This window comes from Streptomyces erythrochromogenes, assembly GCF_040684695.1.
Taxonomy (GTDB): domain Bacteria; phylum Actinomycetota; class Actinomycetes; order Streptomycetales; family Streptomycetaceae; genus Streptomyces; species Streptomyces erythrochromogenes_C.
The window spans coordinates 24877-40823 of sequence record NZ_JBFBGM010000043.1 but is presented as its reverse complement, the minus strand read 5'-3'; the positions used below and the strand labels follow the sequence as shown (position 1 = coordinate 40823).

Here is a 15947-nt window from a genome sequence, read left to right as displayed (position 1 = left end):
CTGCAAGGACCGGCGGAAAACCCCAAAAGAACGAGCCGGGACCTTCGTTTCAGGGACGGCCACATCAGCGACGCCGGGCGGGAGCCCGGCGCGCCTCACATCGCTACGCGCTCCTGCGAGACGGCGTCCGCAGGCCCCGTGGGCTGGACATAAGCCGCCATCGATCGCTACGCGCTCCTCGATCACGCGTCCGCAGACCGCCTGGGGTTGTTCATAGGCCGCAGAGGCCCGATGGCCTGCTCATGGACGGCGTCTGCGAGCGGACCGGGGGAGGAAAAGCGCCGGATGACGGCTGAGGCGAACCCCATCCGTGTCTGCGCGAGTGCGAGGCCCAGAAGGCCCTCGGTTTGCCCTAATTGCCCTCGTTTGGGCGGGCGGTTGGGATGTCACCCTCCCCTTGTCGGGGGTTGGCATCGGCTGAGCCGATGGATCGCCCTCCCGCCCCTCGAATCCGCCCCTCCCAGCCCCGAACGACCGCCGGACGCGGTCAGGGCGAAGCGCGTAGCGATCGATGGCGGCCTATGTCCAGCCCACGGGGCCTGCGGACGCCGTCTCGCAGGAGCGCGTAGCGATTTGGGGCGTGCCGGGCTCCCGCCCGCGCATCGCTGATTTCCCCGATGGTCTCTCGTCGCCCGGCTCGTTCTTTTGGGGTTTTCCGCCGGTCCTTGCAGTTCCGGGGCGGGACGGGCGGTCAAGGGTGGCCGAAGGCCATCGCGCAGCGACGCGACGCAGGAGCGCCCTTGAGGGACCGGCACGACCCGGAAAACCATCGGACAGACGGAAAAACCCCCAGAACAACTCTGACTCCCGCCCGAGTGCATCCCGCCCCCAACACACCACTGCCGCGCCTCCCGACCCCCGCCCCGCCGAAGCCCCCGCCCCGCAGCACCCCCCCGCCCCTCAGAACGCCGGGCGCTCCGGATCCAGGTGGGCGCGGCCCTCCGTGGGGGAAGAGGCTTCGGCGAAGCGGCGCTGGGGGATGCGGCCCGCCCGGTGGGCGAGGCGGCCCGCCGAGACGGCGTCCCGCATGGCGGACGCCATCAGGACCGGCTCCTGGGCCCGGGTCACGGCCGAGGCCAGCATGACGGCCGCGCAGCCCAGTTCCATCGCCAGGGCGGCGTCCGAGGCGGTGCCCGCGCCCGCGTCGAGGATGACCGGGACGGAGGCCCGCTCCGTGATGAGCTCGAAGTTGTGGGGGTTGCGGATGCCCATGCCGGACCCGATGGGGGAGCCGAGCGGCATGATCGCCGCGCAGCCCACGTCCTCCAGCTTGCGCGCGAGCACCGGGTCGTCGTTGGTGTACGGCAGGACGGTGAAGCCCTCGTCCACCAGGATCTCGGCGGCGTCCAGCAGCTCGACCCCGTCGGGTAGGAGGGTCCGCTCGTCCGCGACCACCTCCAGCTTGATCCAGTCGGTGCCGAGGGCCTCCCGTGCGAGCCGGGCCGTGAGCACGGCCTCGCCCGCGGTGAAGCAGCCGGCCGTGTTCGGCAGGACGGAGATGCCGAGCTTGGTCAGTACGGACAGGACGGAGCCCTGGACCGTGGGGTCCAGCCGCCGCATCGCGACCGTGGTGAGTTCGGTGCCGGACGCGACCAGGGCGCGTTCCAGCACGTCCAGGCTCGGGGCGCCGCCCGTGCCCATGATCAGGCGGGAGGAGAAGGTCCGGTCGCCCAGGGTGAAGAGGTCGTCGGCCATGCCGGTCAGCCTCCCTGGACCGCGGTGAGGATCTCCACGCGGTCGCCATCGCCCACCGGGGTGGCCGGCCACTGTCCGCGGGGGACGACGGTCTCGTTGAGTGCGGCGGCCACCCCGGAGGGGGCCGCGGTCAGGGTGGCGACGACGGTGTCGAGCGTGGTGCCGGCCGCGACCTCGCGCGGCTCGCCGTTGACGGAGATGGTCATGCGTACGACTCCTGACGTGCGGCGGAGAAGCGGCGGGGGGTGAAGGGGCGCGCGATCTCGGGCAGTTCGCCGGTGGCCAGCAGCTCGGCCATCACCTCGCCGGTGAGCGGGGTCAGCAGCACCCCGTTGCGGTAGTGCCCGGTGGCCAGGTGCAGGCCGGGCAGGTCGGTGGGGCCCAGCAGCGGGGCGTTGTCGGGTGATCCGGGGCGCAGTCCCGCCCGGGTCTCGGTCAGAGGGAGTTCGGTGATGCCGGGGACCAGTTCGTGGGCGTCGCGCAGGAGTTCGTAGACCCCGCCCGCGGTGACGGTGGTGTCCCAGCCGAGTTCCTCGCTGGTGGCGCCGATGACGAGTTCGCCGTTCTCGCGGGGTACGAGGTAGACGTGGCTGCCGCGCACGACCGCCCGTACGGTGCGGGAGAGGAACGGCGCGTAGGCGGGCGGTACGGAGAGCCGCAGCACCTGCCCCTTGACGGGCCGTACGGGGGGCAGCACGTCGGCGGGTACGCCCGCCAGCCTGCCGCTGAGCGAGCCCGCGGCCAGGACCACCTGGTCGGCGCGCAGCTCCGTGCCGTCGTCGAGGAGGACGCCCGTCGCCCGGTCGGCGGTGGTGAGCAGTTGCTCGGCGGCCGCCCGGTGGATGGTCACTCCGGCGCCCTCGCAGGCGGCCAGCAGGGCGGCCGCGAGCCGGCGCGGGTCGACCTGGTGGTCGCCGTCGACGCGCAGGCCGCCGCGTACGCCGGGGGCGAGCATGGGCTCCAGGCGGCGGCACTCGCGGCCGGTGAGCCATTCGGGTTCCAGGCCGCAGCGGCGCTGGAGGGCGTGCAGTTCGCGCAGGTGGAGGCGGTCGTCGGCGTCGAGGGCGACGGCGAGGGTGCCGCAGGCGCGGTAGCCGATGTCCGTGCCGCCGCTCGCCTCGGCGAGTTCGGCGGCGAACCGCGGATAGCGTTCGGCGGAGGCGAGGCCGAGACCGAGGAGGGCTTCCTCGCCGTAGTGGAGTTCGGTGACGGGGGCGAGCATGCCGGCCGCGACCTGGGCGGCGCCGCCGCCGGGTGCCGGGTCGGCGAGCAGGGTGCGCAGTCCGCGCTCCGCGGCCCGCCAGGCGGTGACGAGTCCGATGATCCCGCCTCCGACGACGAGGACGTCGGCTCCCCGGCCGGCTCCCCGGTCGGTTCCCTTCCGAGATGAGTGCATGGGCGTCCAGCCCCTCCCTTCGCCGGCATGACCCGGATCAGGTTCGTACGGTCGGAGGCCGGCCAGCCTCCCTCTCAGCCCGGTGCGCCGGACTCCCGCGATAGGTACGGTGGCCAGACTATCCCGGCGGTGGACGGCGGGTAAGGCGGCACCTATTCCTGACGGAGCGTCAGATGATTAGGGTGGCCGCGTGAGCGAGCAGACGGAACAGAATCAGCGCGGCGTCGTGATCGTCGGCGCCGGAATGGCCGGGGTGCAGACCGCGGTCGCCCTGCGCGAACAGGGCTTCACGGGCCCCGTGACCCTGTTGGGAGCCGAACCCCACCAGCCCTACGACCGGCCCCCGCTGTCCAAGGCGGTGCTGCTCGGCAAGGCCGAGGACTCCGCCTTCGACGTGGACTTCGAAGGCCTCGGCATCGAACTCCGCCTCGGGACGGAGGTCACCGGGCTGCGGGCCGCCGACCGCGAACTGGACACCGCGGCGGGACCGGTCCCGTACGAGGTCCTCGTCCTGGCGACCGGCGCGCAGCCGCTGACCCTGCCCGGCGCCGAGGGCGTCCCGGGCGTCCACCTGCTGCGCACCCTGGACGACGCGGCGCGGCTGCGCCCGGTCCTGGCGGCCGCCTCCCGGGTCGTGGTCGTCGGCGCGGGCTGGATCGGGGCGGAGTTCGCCACCGCCGCCCGGGAGGCCGGCTGCGCGGTGACCGTGGTCGAGGCGGCGGACCGGGTGCTGGCCGGCGCCCTGCCCGCCGAGGTCGCCGGGCCGATGGCGCGCTGGTACGGGCAGGCCGGCGCCGAGCTGATCACCGGCGCCAAGGTGGCCGGGGTCGAGGAGGGCCGGGTCCTCCTCGACGACGGGCGCGTCCTGCCCGCCGACGCGGTGGTCGTGGGGATCGGCGCACGGCCCGCCACCGGATGGCTGGCCGGGTCCGGGGTGGAGCGCGGCCCCGACGGCTCGGTCACCGCCGACGCACACCTGGTGACCTCCCTGCCGGGGGTGTACGCCGTCGGCGACTGCGCCTCCTTCCCGTCCGGGCGGTACGGGGCGCGGCTGCTCGTGCACCACTGGGACAACGCCCTCCAGGGACCGCGGGCGGTCGCGGCGAACGTCCTGGCGGGGGAGCCCACCGCGGTCTACGACCCGGTGCCGTACTTCTGGTCCGAGCAGTTCGGGCGCTTCGTGCAGTACGCCGGCCACCACGGCGGGGCCGACGCCCTGGTGTGGCGCGGCGACCCGGCCGGGGAGACCTGGTCGGTGTGCTGGCTGCGCGACGGCGCCCTGGCCGCGGTCCTCGCCGTCGGCCGCCCCCGCGACCTGGCGCAGGGCCGCAAGCTGATCGAGACGGGCGCCCCGGTGGACCCGGCCAAGGTCGCGGACCCGGGCACCCCGCTGAAGTCGGCCACCGCGTAGCCCGCGGCCCGGGCGGTCGGCGGGCTCCGGGCGGCGGCGCGCCACGGACGGTCCGCCCGGGTACCGGCTGTCGGTGGGAGGTGGCAGGCTTGGCCTGTGACCGAGATTGACGCAAAGATCGATTCCCTCGTCCCCGACTGGCTCTACCTCCCCGACATCGCGGAGATGCTCAACGTCGAGGTGACGCGGGTCCGCCAGATGGTCAAGGAAGGGCAGCTCATCGCCGTGCGCCGGGGCGAGAACCGGGCCCTGCAGGTTCCGGCCCCCTTCATCGACGGCGACAAGGTGGTCAAGGGCCTCGTCGGCCTGCTGACCGTCCTGCGCGACGACGGCTTCTCCGACGAGGAGATCCTGGAGTGGCTGTTCACCGCCGACCCGACCCTGCCCGGCACCCCCGCCCAGGCTCTGAGTGAGAATCGCGGCACGGAGGTGAAGCGCCGCGCTCAGGCGCTCGCCCTCTGACCTGATCCGCAGCAGCTCCACCGCGGTGTACGGGCCCCCGCGCCCGTACACCGCCTCCACCACGGGGGGTACACCCATGCAGCTGACCGACGCCCGGCTCTACCTGTGCACGGACGCCCGCAAGCGCCAGGGTGACCTCCCCGAGTTCCTCGACGCCGTCCTGGCCGGGGGCGTGGACATCGTCCAGCTCCGCGACAAGGGCATGGAGGCGGGCGAGGAGCTCGAACACCTCCAGGTGTTCGCCGAGGCCGCGCGCCGCCACGGCAGGCTGCTCGCCGTCAACGACCGCGCCGACGTCGCCCACGCCATCGGCTCCGACGTCCTGCACCTCGGCCAGGGTGACATCCCCGTCCCCGCCGCCCGCGCCATCCTCGGCGGGCAGGTGCTGATCGGCCGCTCCTGCCACGCGGAGGACGAGGTCGCCGCGGCCGCCGCCGAACCGGGCGTGGACTACTTCTGCACCGGGCCCTGCTGGCCCACCCCCACCAAGCCCGGCCGCCACGCCCCCGGCCTGGACCTGGTCCGCTACGCGGCCTCCCTGGAGCAGGACCGCCCCTGGTTCGCCATCGGCGGCATCGACGCCACGAACCTGGACGAGGTCCTGGACGCCGGCGCCACCCGCGTGGTGGTCGTCCGGGCGATCACCGAGGCCTCCGACCCCGGTGCCGCCGCCGCGGACCTCGCCAAGCGGGTCCGGTCCCGCCTCGGCTGAGCCCCGGCCGTACCGACGGTCCCGTCCGCCCGGACAGCCGGTGGCATTCCGCGCCGCCATAACGCGTCGAAGCCCCTCCCGGCCAGAGACGCGGCCACAGGTGTCCAAAAACGTGTCCAAAAGGCGGACGCCGCTTCGGGGAGCGCCGGGGCGCGTCTAACCTGCCCACATGGCCTCTGGTACCGCTTCCACCTGGTCGGACCGCGCACACACGGTCCGCGACCTCCTCGCGTCCGGGCGCTCGTACTCCTTCGAGTTCTGGGCCCCGAAGACCGAGAAGGGCGAACGCAACCTCTGGAACGCCCTCCGCCGGGTCGAGGCGGTATCCCCGAGCTTCGTCTCCGTGACCTACGGAGCGGGCGGCTCCACCCGCGGCGGCACCGTCAAGGCCACCCAGGAGATCGCCGCGGACACCACCCTGACCCCGGTCGCGCACCTGACCGCCGTGGACCACTCCATCGCCGAGCTGCGCCACGTCATCGGCCAGTTCGCCGACGCCGGGATCCGCAACATGCTCGCCCTGCGCGGCGACCCGCCGGGCGACCCGATGGCCGAGTGGGTGCCCCACCCCGAGGGCGTGCACTACGCGGCCGACCTGGTGCGGCTGCTGAAGGAGTCCGGGGACTTCTGCGTCGGCGTCGCCGCCTTCCCCGAGATGCACCCGCGCTCGACGGACTGGGATACGGACATCCAGCACTTCGTGGACAAGTGCCGCGCAGGCGCCGACTATGCGATCACCCAGATGTTCTTCGATCCCGAGAATTATCTGCGGCTGCGCGACAGCGTCGAGAAGGCGGGCTGCGACACCCCGATCATCCCCGAGGTCATGCCTGTTGTGGGCATCAAGCAGCTCGACCGACTGCCCCAGCTGAGCACCGCGGTCTTCCCCGCGGACGTGAAAGAGCGCATGCTCGCCGTCAAGGACGACCCGGCCGCTGTACGCTCCATTGGCATCGAGTTCGCCACGGAGTTCTGCGCGCGGCTGCTGTCCGAAGGTGTACCGGGACTGCACTTCATCACGCTGAACAATTCCACGGCGACCCTCGAGATCTACGAGAACCTGGGCCTGCACCAGCGGGCTTGACCGGCCGTACCCGTGTGACGGCCGTACCGAGAGGGGCCTTGCATGGGTATGACGGTCCTCTACATCGCGTTCGGAATCGTCGCGTTGTGGCTGCTTGCCGAGGTACTGATGCAGTACAAGGCCCGGCTTCGCTGGCGCCTGCTCGCCTTCGCCGGCTTCCTCGGCGTGGTCGCCGGCGTGATACTGCCCTCGGTGCCGGTCATCGGCGCCGGCGCGGCCGCGTTCGCCGTGGGCCAGACCCTGGTCACGCTCTCCTTCCGCAAGGGCTTCGTCGCCGGCTGGGCGCTGCGCCGCGGCGGGGAGCCCGTACGGCAGGCCAGACGCCGCAGGGGAGGGGCCACCACGCCGGAACCGGCGCTCCAGGTCACCGCCCTCGAGTACGGCGACGCGGACGCGGCATCGGACGAGCGGCCCTTCCGGGCCCCGGCCGAGGAGGTCTACAGCCCGGAGCCCGTGCCCGAGGAGACCGGTTCCTACGGCATACAGAGTTTCGGCACCCCGGCCCCCGAGGTCGACCAGACGGCGGCCTTCGCCTCGCCGTTCACCACCGCCGAGCAGGACGCCCACCAGTACGCGGCGTACTACGACCAGCACAACCAGGGCGGCTACGACTACTCCGCCGGCTACCCGACGGGCGACCAGCAGCAGGTCTACGCCGCCTACTCGGACCCGTACATCGGCACCGGCGGGGCCGTCGTCCCGCCCCAGCCGTACGACTACACCCCGTACGCCGACTACGGCCAGCAGCAGTACTCCACGGACACCCCGCCCGGCGGCGTCTGGGTCCCGCAGCAGCGGTCCACCGACGGGGCGGGCCAGTCCTACCCGGCGGACGGGCAGGGCGAGCCGCCGCAGCAGTACCCGTACCCGCAGCAGGGCGAGTACGAGCAGTACCGCTACTGACCCGGACGGTGCCGCGGCCGGTGCACGGGCCGCGGCGGGGGCCGGGTCACTGGGAGCCGCGGAAGTCCGCGCCCTCCACGATCAGTCCGGCCACCAGGGCCCCGGTCATCCCGGCGTGCGCGAGCCCGCCGCCGGGATGCGCCCAGCCGCCCGCCAGGTACAGCCCGGGCACGGCGGTGGTGTTCGCCGGATACAGCAGCCTGCCCCCCGCACCCGCGAGAGCGGGCGCGGGCACCGCGCCGCCCAGCGCACCGGTCGCCGCCTCGATGTCGGCCGGGGTGCGCACCTCCTGCCACAACAGCCGCTCCCGCAGCCCCTGTACGGCCTTCTCCGCGAGGTTCAGCAGCTCCCCGGGCTCCGAGGTCCCCGGCCCCGGAACGGCGCTCACGGTGACCGCCTCGTGCTCCGCGTCGGGCCGCGTGGCGGGATCGTCCGGCCGCATGACGGTGACCTGCGCCCCGGCGGAGTGCACGAGGGTGCGGTGGACGGTCCCCGCGGGGCGGGAGCCGCGCAGCGCGAGCAGCAGGGTGATCCGGCCGGGCACGCCGTCGCCGCGGGCCGGCACCGCCCCGGCGGGCCACGGCAGCGAACCGGCCGGCAGCCGCCGCGGGTCGATCCCGCAGACGACGGAGTCGGCCGCCGCCTGCGTGCCGTCGGCCAGCAGCAGTCCGGCCGCCCGGCCGTCCCGGACCAGCACCTCCCGTACCTCCGCCCCGAAGACGAAGGCGACCTTCCGCTCCAGGCAGCGCTCGTACACCGCGGTGGCCAGCGCCCGCATCCCGCCGCGCACGTACCAGCTGCCGAAGGTCTGCTCCATGTACGGGAGCACGGCGGCCGAGCCGGGCGCACCGGCGGGGTCGAGGCCGTAGCCGCGGACCACGCCCGTCAGCACCTCCGCCAGCGGGCCGCCCAGCTCCCGTCCGGCCACCTCGGCGAGGCTCGGGCTGCGGCGGCGGAGCAGGCCGCTGCGCCGCAGGGCCGGGTACGGGTCGCCGCCCAGCGTCTGCCGGGCGCCGCTTCGCAGGGGCTCCTCCAGCAGCGGGCGGCGGGTGGCGTCCCAGGCGTCCCGGGCCCGGCCCAGCACGCCGTTCCAGCGCTCGCCTGCGCCCTGGCCGAAGGCGCCGTCGAGGGCGGCGGCGACACCGCCGTGCGAGGCGCCCGGGAGGGTGACGTCGATGCCGTGGCCGGGCAGGACGTGCCGGACGGCCGGATTCACCTGCGCCATGTCGACGCAGTCCTCCAGCGACCGCTTGCCGGTCTTCACGAAGAGGTCGCGGTAGACGGCGGGCAGGTGCAGCAGCCCGGGCCCGGTGTCGAAGGCGAAGCCGTCGCGCTCGTAGCGGCCCACGGCCCCGCCGTAGGTCGCGCCGCGCTCGTACACCGTCACCAGGTGCCCCGCCACGGCCAGCCGGGCCGCCGTCGCCATCGCGCCCATGCCGGCGCCGATCACCGCAATTCGTGCCATGCGGCCGAGCCTATGACCCCGTGCGGGCCCCCGCGCTCAGCGGGGTGGCGCCCCGGTGACCTCGCGGGCCTCGGCGGCCAGCCGCTTCTCCTCGCGGCGCTGGGCGCGGCGGCGCAGGAAGCGGCGGATCCGGCTCCAGAGGTAGATCACTATGGCCACTCCGGTGACCAGCAGGGAGGCCGCGATGATCGCGGCGGGGACCGGGTGGAAGATCGCGAAGGTGACGAGGCCCGCCACGCCGAGGTCCTCGGCGATGCTCATCGCCACGTTGGTGAACGGCTCGGGTGAGGTGTTGATCGCCATTCGGGTGCCGGCCTTGACGAAATGGCTGGCCAGCGCCGTGCTGCCGCCGACCGCCCCGGCCGTGATGTCGGAGAGCGAGCCGCTCTGCCCGGCCAGCAGGGCGCCGATCACCGCACCCGCCAGCGGGCGGATCACGGTGTGGACGCCGTCCCATATCGAGTCGACGTAGGGGATCTTGTCGGCGACCGCCTCGCAGAGGAAGAGCACGGCGGCGACGATCAGCACGTCCGTGCGCTGCAGTGACGCCGGGACCTCGTCGGTCAGGCCGGTACGGCCGAAGATGCCGAGCAGGAGGACCACGGCGTAGGCGTTGATCCCACTGGCCCAGCCGCTGGTGAAGACCAGGGGGAGCACACTCATCGGATCATCATGCCGTACGGGGGTGACTGCGAGCCGGAGGCCGGAGCAGAACAGAGGCCGGAGCAGAACAGAGAGGGGACGGCCGCACTGCGGCGGCCGTCCCCTCCTTCACGTGTTCCCGGGGCTACTGCCCCTGCTCGTCACGGCGGCGCTGCCACCGGTCCTCGATGCGGTTCATCATCGACCGACGCTGCCGGTTGTGGCCGCGGGCCGAACCGCCGGTACTTCCGGAGACGGGCTGCTCGCCGGGCTTGGGTGCCTTGCGCCAACCGGTGACCACCAGGACCGTGCATCCCAGCATGACGAGGAAGCCCACCACGCTGATCCACAGCACGTTCGGAATGATCACACCGGTCATGAGGAGCGCGATACCCACCACAATGCCTGCGACTGCCTGGTAGACCCGTCGCCGGGTGTACGTACGCAGACCGCTTCCCTCAAGCGCTGTCGCGAACTTGGGGTCTTCGGCGTACAGCGCTCGCTCCATCTGCTCGAGCATTCGCTGCTCGTGCTCCGAGAGCGGCACGGGAGTCCTCCTCATCCGTCGGTCGCGGGGGTAGCGACCAGGGGTCCCCTTCAGGATAGGCGGGGAATCGCCCCCGTGACACCCGCCCTCAACGCACACGTTCCAAAATGACAAAGCACAGAAAGACAGAGCCGGTAAAGCCACTGCGAGAAAACCGTACCGCCGCGGGAGCGGTCACTGAGGCCGTTATTCCCCAATGGCCCGATCGCCATGCCGGTCACTGCTCCCGATCATACGGTGCGGACCGGCGGAACGGCGGGTGAGCGGGAGACTCGGTGGACGCAGGACCAGCAGTTCAGGCCTGCTTCTCGCCCAGGATGTGCAGCTGCGTGGCCACCGCGTGGAAGGCGGGCAGCTCCGCCGCGGCCTCCTCCAGACGCAGCAGCGCCTCCACCGCGCCCGGCTCGGTGTCCACCAGGACGCCCGGAACGAGGTCGGCGAAGATCCGCACGCCGTGCACCGCGCCGACCGCCAGGCCGGTCTCGCCCACCAGCTCGGAGAGCTGCTCGGCGGTGAAGCGGCGCGGCACCGGGTCGCCGGAGCCCCAGCGGCCGGCCGGGTCGGTGAGGGCGGTACGGGCCTCGGTGAAGTGTCCGGCCAGGGCGCGGGCGAGCACGGCCCCGCCGAGGCCGGCGGCCAGCAGGCTGAGCGTGCCGCCGGGACGCAGGGCCGCCGCCACGTTGGCGATGCCCTCGGCCGGGTCGTCCACGTACTCCAGGACGCCGTGGCAGAGCACCACGTCGTACGCGCCCTGCTCGACCACGTCCAACAGGCCCTGGGCGTCGCCCTGGACGCCGCGGACCAGGTCGGCGACTCCGGCCTCGGACACCCGGCGCTCCAGCCCGAACAGCGCGTTCGGGCTGGGGTCGACCACGGTGACCCGGTGGCCCAGGTGGGCCACAGGCACGGCGAACTTGCCGGTGCCGCCACCCGTGTCGAGCACGTCCAGCACGTCCCGGCCGGTCGCCTTCACCCGGCGGTCGAGCGCCTCCTTGAGGACCTCCCACACCACGGCGGTGCGGAGGGAGGCACGGGGGCGGGAAGTGTCCGACACGGCTGATGGCTCCTCGGCGAGGGAAGGGTGAGCGGTCCGTGCCCCACCCTATTGCCTTCCGCAGCCGGGCAGGTCATCCCGCGTCCGGACGCTCCGGCCGTGGTTGCGGCAGGGGCTGCGCCGGGCTCTGGGGCGGTGTCGGGGCGGGCGCCCGGACGGCGAGCATCCGCTCCACCAGGCGCAGGAACATCGAGGCCGCGCGCAGCAGGTCGTCCGCGTCCCGGGGACTGGCCGCGTCCGCTATCCCCGCCTCGGCCCGTGCCCGGCGGGCGGCGCCGGAGGCGAAGAGCGCGCTCCACTCGGACAGCTCCGGCGCCAGCTCCGGCAGCACCTCCCACGCGCTGCGGATCCGGGGCCGCCGCCGCGGGTGCGCCGGCTCGGGGCGCGCACGGGCCGCGAGCACCGCCGCGGCGGTGCGCAGCGCGGCGAGGTGGGCCGTGGCGTAGCGCTCGTTGGGCCGGGTCAGCCGGGCGGCCTCGGCCAGGCCGCTGTGGGCCTTGGCGAGGAGGTCGAGGGCAGCCGGCGGGGCGGCCGACTTCCGCAGGACGGGGTGGACAGGGGACGGGGACGGTGTGGCCATGACGAACCTCCTGTCGATGCGTGGTGCGTTGCCCCCATCGTGACGGGCCCCACTGACAATCAGCCTGACCTGCGTGTTTTCCGTCATATGCACAGCAACTGCCCCCTCCTGCGCACCTGGTGCGCCATGAGGTGATAGTTTTTGAACTGACCGGTCAGTTCAAAAGAAGGGGGACGGCGTGGACAGCCCGCACGGCGCGGCCGTCAAGGCCGAGCACTTCGGACTCAAGGGACCGCGCGGCTGGGCCTTCCGGGGGATCGGCCTCGACGCCGCGCCCGGCTCGCTCATCGCGGTCGAAGGCCCCTCCGGCAGCGGCCGGACCTGCCTGCTCCTGGCCCTCACCGGGCGGATGAAGCCCACCGAGGGCCACGCCGAGATCGGCCGCCACCGGCTCCCGAAGAAGATGGCCGCGGTCCGCCGGATCGCCGCCCTCGGCCCGGTCCCCGGGGTCAACGACCTCGACCAGTCCCTCACCGTCGCCGAGCAGCTGCGCGAGGGTGCCCTGCTCCAGCGCCACTACGGCGCCCCGATCCGCTCCCTGCTCCGGTCCCGGTCCGAGCGCCGTGCCACCGCCGCCGCCCGGATCGAGGCCGCGCTGGACGCCGCCGGACTGGACCTGGCCACGCTGCCCAAGGGCGAGCGCACCACCGTCCGGGACCTGGAACGCCTGGAGTCCGTACGGCTGTCGGTCGCCATCGCCCTGCTCGGCTCGCCGCAGCTGCTGGCCCTCGACGACCTCGACATCAAGCTCTCGGACACCGAACGCACCGAGGTATGGGCCCTGCTCCGCTCGATCGCCGCCCGCGGGACCACCGTCCTCGCGGTGTGCAGCGAAGCACCCGCCGACGCCGTGGTCCTGCGGACCGGCCCGCAGGACCACGGCGCCGCACCGGGGACGAAGCCGTCGACCGGCGCCGCCGGCACCCCGAAGATCACGTGGGGCACCCGGGCGAAGGAGGACGCCGGCGCCGACGCGAAGACGGAAGCGGAACCGGCCCCGAAGGACGAAGCGGAACCGGAAGCGAAGAAGGACTCCGGGGCGAAGAAGAAGGCCGCGGAGACCGCACCCGCCATCGCCACCGAGAACGACGCCGACGACGCCGACGACACCGGCAACGACGGCAACGACGACAACGACGACGACACGAAGGGGGCGGACGATGCGCTCGCCGAAGCTGGCCGCGCTTGAGCTGAAGCGGTTCGGGCGGGGGAAGCTGCCCCGGGCCGCACTCGTCGCGCTGCTCCTGCTGCCGCTGCTCTACGGAGCCCTGTACCTCTGGTCCTTCTGGGACCCGTACAGCCGCCTCGACCGGGTGCCCGTCGCCCTCGTCAACTCCGACCGGGGCGCGACCGTCGACGGCAAGCACCTGGACGCGGGCGGTGAGATCACCAAGAAGCTCCGCGACAGCAAGACCTTCGACTGGCGGGAGGTGAGCGCCGAGAAGGCGGCCAAGGGCCTGGAGGACGGTACGTACTACCTGACCCTCACCATGCCGGCCGACTTCAGCGAGAAGATCGCCTCCAGCTCGGGCGACGACCCCGCCACCGGAGCCCTCCAGGTCCGCACCAACGACGCCAACAACTACGTCGTCGGCTCGATCTCGCGCTCCGTCTTCTCCGAGGTCCGCTCGGCGGCGTCCGCCAACGCCTCCCGCGGATTCCTCGACAAGATCTTCGTCAGCTTCTCCGACCTGCACGACAAGACCGCCGAGGCCGCCGACGGCGCCGACAAGCTCAAGGACGGGGCGGGCAAGGCCCAGGAGGGCGCCAAGGAGCTCGCCGACGGCCTCGACACCGCCGGGGAGAAGAGCGGCGAGCTCAACAGCGGACTGAAGAAGCTCAACGCGGCCGCGGCCAAGCTGGAGACCGGCACGCGCGATGTCGCCAACGGCACCCAGGTCGTCGCCGACAAGGTCAACGGCGCCGCCGACAAGGCCCGGCCGTTCGTCAAGGACCCCAAGAGCCTCGCGGCCACCGCCGAGCTGGTCGCCGACAGCGCGAAGACGGTCAACAGCCACCTCGACAAGTTCGTGGAGAAGGCCCCGGCCGCCGCGGCCGTCGCCAAGCGGGCCTCCACCGGCGCCGACGCCTACTACACCAAGCACTGCGTGACCCCCGGCGGCGAACCGCACCTCGCCTCCTGCCCCGACCTGAAGAAGGTCCGGGACGACACCGCCCAGGCCGCCGAACTCAGCGGCGACGTCGCCACCCTGGCCAAGAACGCCGGCGGGGACGTGGCCACGCTCCGCACCCAGCTGACCGACCTGGAGAACAAGGCCCGCGAGCTCGCCGACAAGGCACCCCACCTCGCGAGCGACCTCGACGCGGCCGTCGCCAAGGTCAACGCCCTCAACACCGGCGCCCACAAGGTCGCCACCGGCATGTCCCAGCTGCACACCGGCCTCGGCACCGCCACCACCGGCTCCGGCGCCCTCACCGACGGCGTCGGCAAGCTCGGCGACGGCGCGCACCGCCTCGACGGCGGCATGTACAAGCTCGTCGACGGCACCGGCGAACTCGCCGGCGGCCTGCACGAGGGCGTCGGCAAGATCCCCGACTACGACCAGCAGCAGCGGGACGCCCGCACCGAGGTCATGGCCGACCCGATCAAGCTCGCCAACCAGTCCCTGCACAAGGCGCCCAACTACGGCACCGGCTTCGCGCCCTACTTCATCCCGCTGTCCCTCTGGGTCGGCGCGATGGTCGCCTACATGCTGATCACCCCGATGAACAAGCGGGCCCTGTCCGCGGGCGCCTCGCCCTGGCGGATCGCCCTCGCCGGCTGGCTGCCGGTCATGGGCATCGGCGCCGCGCAGGTCACCCTGCTGATGTCCGTCCTGCACTGGGCCCCGGGCCTCGGCCTCAAGATGGCCAACCCGGCCCTCACCGTCGGCTTCCTGCTGCTGGTCACCGGCTGCTTCGCGGCCATCATCCAGTGGCTCAACGCCAAGTTCGGCGCGGCCGGGCGGATCCTGGTCCTCGCCGTCCTGATGCTCCAGCTGACCTCGGCCGGCGGCACCTACCCCGTCCAGACCAGTCCGGACTTCTTCAACGCCGTCCACCCGTACCTGCCGATGTCGTACGTCGTGGAGAGCCTGCGCCGCCTCATCACCGGCGGCGACCTCACCCCGGTCTGGCAGGGCAGCCTGGTCCTGGTGGCCTTCACGGCCGGAGCCCTCGCCCTGACCGCGCTCGCCGCCCGGGGCAAGCAGGTGTGGACCATGGACAGACTGCACCCGGAACTGAGCCTGTAGGGATGTGTTGACCTGTGACAATCAGCGCCATGGACAGCAGCAGCACCGGTACGGGTACCGGCGGGGGCCGTCGTGCGGCCACCCGGCAGAAGCTCTACGAAGCGGCCGTCACCCTCATCGCCGAGAAGGGCTTCTCCGCGACCACGGTCGATGAGATCGCCGAGCGGGCGGGCGTCGCGAAGGGCACGGTCTACTACAACTTCGCGAGCAAGAACGAACTGTTCGAGGAGCTGCTGCGGCACGGCGTCGGACTGCTGACGGCATCGCTGCGCACCTCGGCGGAGGAGACCGAGGCGCGCGGCGGCAGCCGCGTCGAGGCGCTCGACGCGATGATCCGGGCGGGCCTGGTCTTCATCGACCGCTACCCGGCCTTCACCCAGCTGTACGTCGCCGAGCTGTGGCGGACCAACCGCACCTGGCAGTCCACCCTCATGGTGGTCCGCCAGGAGGCGGTGGCCGTCGTGGAGAAGGTGCTGCGCGAGGGCGTCGAGCGCGGGGAGCTCAGCTCCGAGATCGACGTGCAGCTCACCGCGGCCGCGCTGGTGGGCATGGTGCTGGTGGCGGCCCTGGACTGGCAGTCCTTCCAGCGGGAGCGGTCCCTCGACGACGTGCACTCGGCGCTGTCGCTGCTGCTGCGCGGCCGGGTCAGCGGAAACCGCTGACCCGCGCGGCACCCCCCAGTCGGCGGTGCCGCGCGGGCGCGGCAGCCCGTACAACTGGTGGGGCCCGCCCGCCGCGGCCG

Annotated in this window: 16 protein-coding genes and 1 riboswitch; of the genes, 8 read left to right on the top strand and 8 right to left on the bottom strand. The window is 73.0% G+C overall.

Features of this window, described 5'->3' with window-relative positions; genetic code table 11:
* Window positions 1-900: 900 nt before the first annotated feature.
* From AB0O53_RS36820 to thiO, 3 genes are all read right to left on the bottom strand, one after another.
* The gene (locus AB0O53_RS36820) at window positions 901-1695 is read right to left on the bottom strand and encodes a thiazole synthase (protein WP_350996421.1); all 795 of its coding nucleotides are present in this window, start codon (window positions 1693-1695) and stop codon (window positions 901-903) included.
* Between the two features lie 5 nt (window positions 1696-1700).
* Window positions 1701-1901: a sulfur carrier protein ThiS gene (gene thiS, locus AB0O53_RS36815; RefSeq protein ID WP_053613156.1), complete on the bottom strand. Its 201-nt coding sequence runs from the start codon at window positions 1899-1901 to the stop codon at window positions 1701-1703.
* On the bottom strand, window positions 1898-3091 hold the full coding sequence (thiO, locus tag AB0O53_RS36810; protein WP_350996419.1) for a glycine oxidase ThiO: 1194 nt from the start codon (window positions 3089-3091) through the stop codon (window positions 1898-1900). Before thiO ends, thiS begins: the two co-directional genes overlap by 4 nt.
* Window positions 3089-3200: riboswitch (TPP riboswitch) on the bottom strand. (Overlaps the previous gene by 3 nt.)
* 81 nt (window positions 3201-3281) lie before the next feature.
* Between thiO and AB0O53_RS36805 the strand changes: the two genes are divergently transcribed.
* The 5 genes from AB0O53_RS36805 (at window position 3282) to AB0O53_RS36785 (ending at window position 7663) form a co-directional block, all read left to right on the top strand.
* Window positions 3282-4502 carry an NAD(P)/FAD-dependent oxidoreductase gene (locus AB0O53_RS36805; RefSeq protein ID WP_365201450.1) on the top strand — a complete coding sequence of 407 codons (1221 nt, stop codon included), beginning with the start codon at window positions 3282-3284 and terminating at the stop codon, window positions 4500-4502.
* A 96-nt stretch (window positions 4503-4598) separates the two neighbouring features.
* The gene (locus AB0O53_RS36800) at window positions 4599-4964 is read left to right on the top strand and encodes an Rv2175c family DNA-binding protein (RefSeq protein WP_350996415.1); all 366 of its coding nucleotides are present in this window, start codon (window positions 4599-4601) and stop codon (window positions 4962-4964) included.
* A 76-nt stretch (window positions 4965-5040) separates the two neighbouring features.
* Window positions 5041-5676 (top strand): thiamine phosphate synthase, encoded by a 636-nt coding sequence (thiE, locus tag AB0O53_RS36795; protein ID WP_350996413.1) that lies wholly within the window; start codon window positions 5041-5043, stop codon window positions 5674-5676.
* A 169-nt stretch (window positions 5677-5845) separates the two neighbouring features.
* Window positions 5846-6760, top strand: coding sequence for a methylenetetrahydrofolate reductase [NAD(P)H] (gene metF, locus AB0O53_RS36790; protein ID WP_350996410.1), 915 nt, complete (start codon window positions 5846-5848; stop codon window positions 6758-6760).
* A 42-nt stretch (window positions 6761-6802) separates the two neighbouring features.
* Entirely contained in the window at window positions 6803-7663 is an 861-nt protein-coding gene (locus AB0O53_RS36785; RefSeq protein ID WP_350996407.1) for a hypothetical protein, read from the top strand.
* A 46-nt stretch (window positions 7664-7709) separates the two neighbouring features.
* Here AB0O53_RS36785 and AB0O53_RS36780 read toward each other — a convergent pair whose 3' ends face one another.
* The 5 genes from AB0O53_RS36780 to AB0O53_RS36760 form a co-directional block, all read right to left on the bottom strand.
* Window positions 7710-9128, bottom strand: a complete 1419-nt coding sequence (locus tag AB0O53_RS36780; protein WP_365201445.1) for a phytoene desaturase family protein — start codon at window positions 9126-9128, stop codon at window positions 7710-7712.
* 36 nt (window positions 9129-9164) lie between these two features.
* Window positions 9165-9791: a DUF4126 domain-containing protein gene (locus AB0O53_RS36775; RefSeq protein WP_350996401.1), complete on the bottom strand. Its 627-nt coding sequence runs from the start codon at window positions 9789-9791 to the stop codon at window positions 9165-9167.
* 124 nt (window positions 9792-9915) lie between these two features.
* Window positions 9916-10317 carry an SCO2097 family morphological protein gene (locus AB0O53_RS36770; protein WP_030663992.1) on the bottom strand — a complete coding sequence of 134 codons (402 nt, stop codon included), beginning with the start codon at window positions 10315-10317 and terminating at the stop codon, window positions 9916-9918.
* Between the two features lie 295 nt (window positions 10318-10612).
* On the bottom strand, window positions 10613-11371 hold the full coding sequence (locus AB0O53_RS36765; protein ID WP_350996398.1) for a methyltransferase: 759 nt from the start codon (window positions 11369-11371) through the stop codon (window positions 10613-10615).
* A gap of 73 nt (window positions 11372-11444) precedes the next feature.
* Window positions 11445-11951: an SAV_6107 family HEPN domain-containing protein gene (locus AB0O53_RS36760; protein WP_350996395.1), complete on the bottom strand. Its 507-nt coding sequence runs from the start codon at window positions 11949-11951 to the stop codon at window positions 11445-11447.
* A 178-nt stretch (window positions 11952-12129) separates the two neighbouring features.
* Between AB0O53_RS36760 and AB0O53_RS36755 the strand changes: the two genes are divergently transcribed.
* The 3 genes from AB0O53_RS36755 to AB0O53_RS36745 are packed head-to-tail and all read left to right on the top strand — an operon-like array spanning window position 12130 to window position 15867.
* Complete coding sequence (locus AB0O53_RS36755) at window positions 12130-13140, top strand: ATP-binding cassette domain-containing protein (RefSeq protein ID WP_365201440.1); 1011 nt, start codon at window positions 12130-12132, stop codon at window positions 13138-13140.
* Window positions 13112-15205 carry a YhgE/Pip family protein gene (locus AB0O53_RS36750; protein ID WP_350996390.1) on the top strand — a complete coding sequence of 698 codons (2094 nt, stop codon included), beginning with the start codon at window positions 13112-13114 and terminating at the stop codon, window positions 15203-15205. The genes AB0O53_RS36755 and AB0O53_RS36750 overlap by 29 nt, the downstream gene beginning before the upstream one ends.
* A gap of 29 nt (window positions 15206-15234) precedes the next feature.
* Complete coding sequence (locus tag AB0O53_RS36745) at window positions 15235-15867, top strand: TetR/AcrR family transcriptional regulator (protein WP_031149491.1); 633 nt, start codon at window positions 15235-15237, stop codon at window positions 15865-15867.
* Window positions 15868-15947 lie beyond the last annotated feature (80 nt).

Bases quoted from the DNA above. Each gene is read 5' to 3' on its own strand.
- thiS (WP_053613156.1), bottom strand. From the start codon at position 1,901: ATGACCATCTCCGTCAACGGCGAGCCGCGCGAGGTCGCGGCCGGCACC.
- thiE (WP_350996413.1), top strand. From the start codon at position 5,041: ATGCAGCTGACCGACGCCCGGCTCTACCTGTGCACGGACGCCCGCAAG.
- AB0O53_RS36760 (WP_350996395.1), bottom strand. From the start codon at position 11,951: ATGGCCACACCGTCCCCGTCCCCTGTCCACCCCGTCCTGCGGAAGTCG.
- AB0O53_RS36745 (WP_031149491.1), top strand. From the start codon at position 15,235: ATGGACAGCAGCAGCACCGGTACGGGTACCGGCGGGGGCCGTCGTGCG.
- metF (WP_350996410.1), top strand. From the start codon at position 5,846: ATGGCCTCTGGTACCGCTTCCACCTGGTCGGACCGCGCACACACGGTC.
- AB0O53_RS36775 (WP_350996401.1), bottom strand. From the start codon at position 9,791: ATGAGTGTGCTCCCCCTGGTCTTCACCAGCGGCTGGGCCAGTGGGATC.
- thiO (WP_350996419.1), bottom strand. From the start codon at position 3,091: ATGCACTCATCTCGGAAGGGAACCGACCGGGGAGCCGGCCGGGGAGCC.
- AB0O53_RS36785 (WP_350996407.1), top strand. From the start codon at position 6,803: ATGGGTATGACGGTCCTCTACATCGCGTTCGGAATCGTCGCGTTGTGG.
- AB0O53_RS36780 (WP_365201445.1), bottom strand. From the start codon at position 9,128: ATGGCACGAATTGCGGTGATCGGCGCCGGCATGGGCGCGATGGCGACG.
- AB0O53_RS36750 (WP_350996390.1), top strand. From the start codon at position 13,112: ATGCGCTCGCCGAAGCTGGCCGCGCTTGAGCTGAAGCGGTTCGGGCGG.
- AB0O53_RS36820 (WP_350996421.1), bottom strand. From the start codon at position 1,695: ATGGCCGACGACCTCTTCACCCTGGGCGACCGGACCTTCTCCTCCCGC.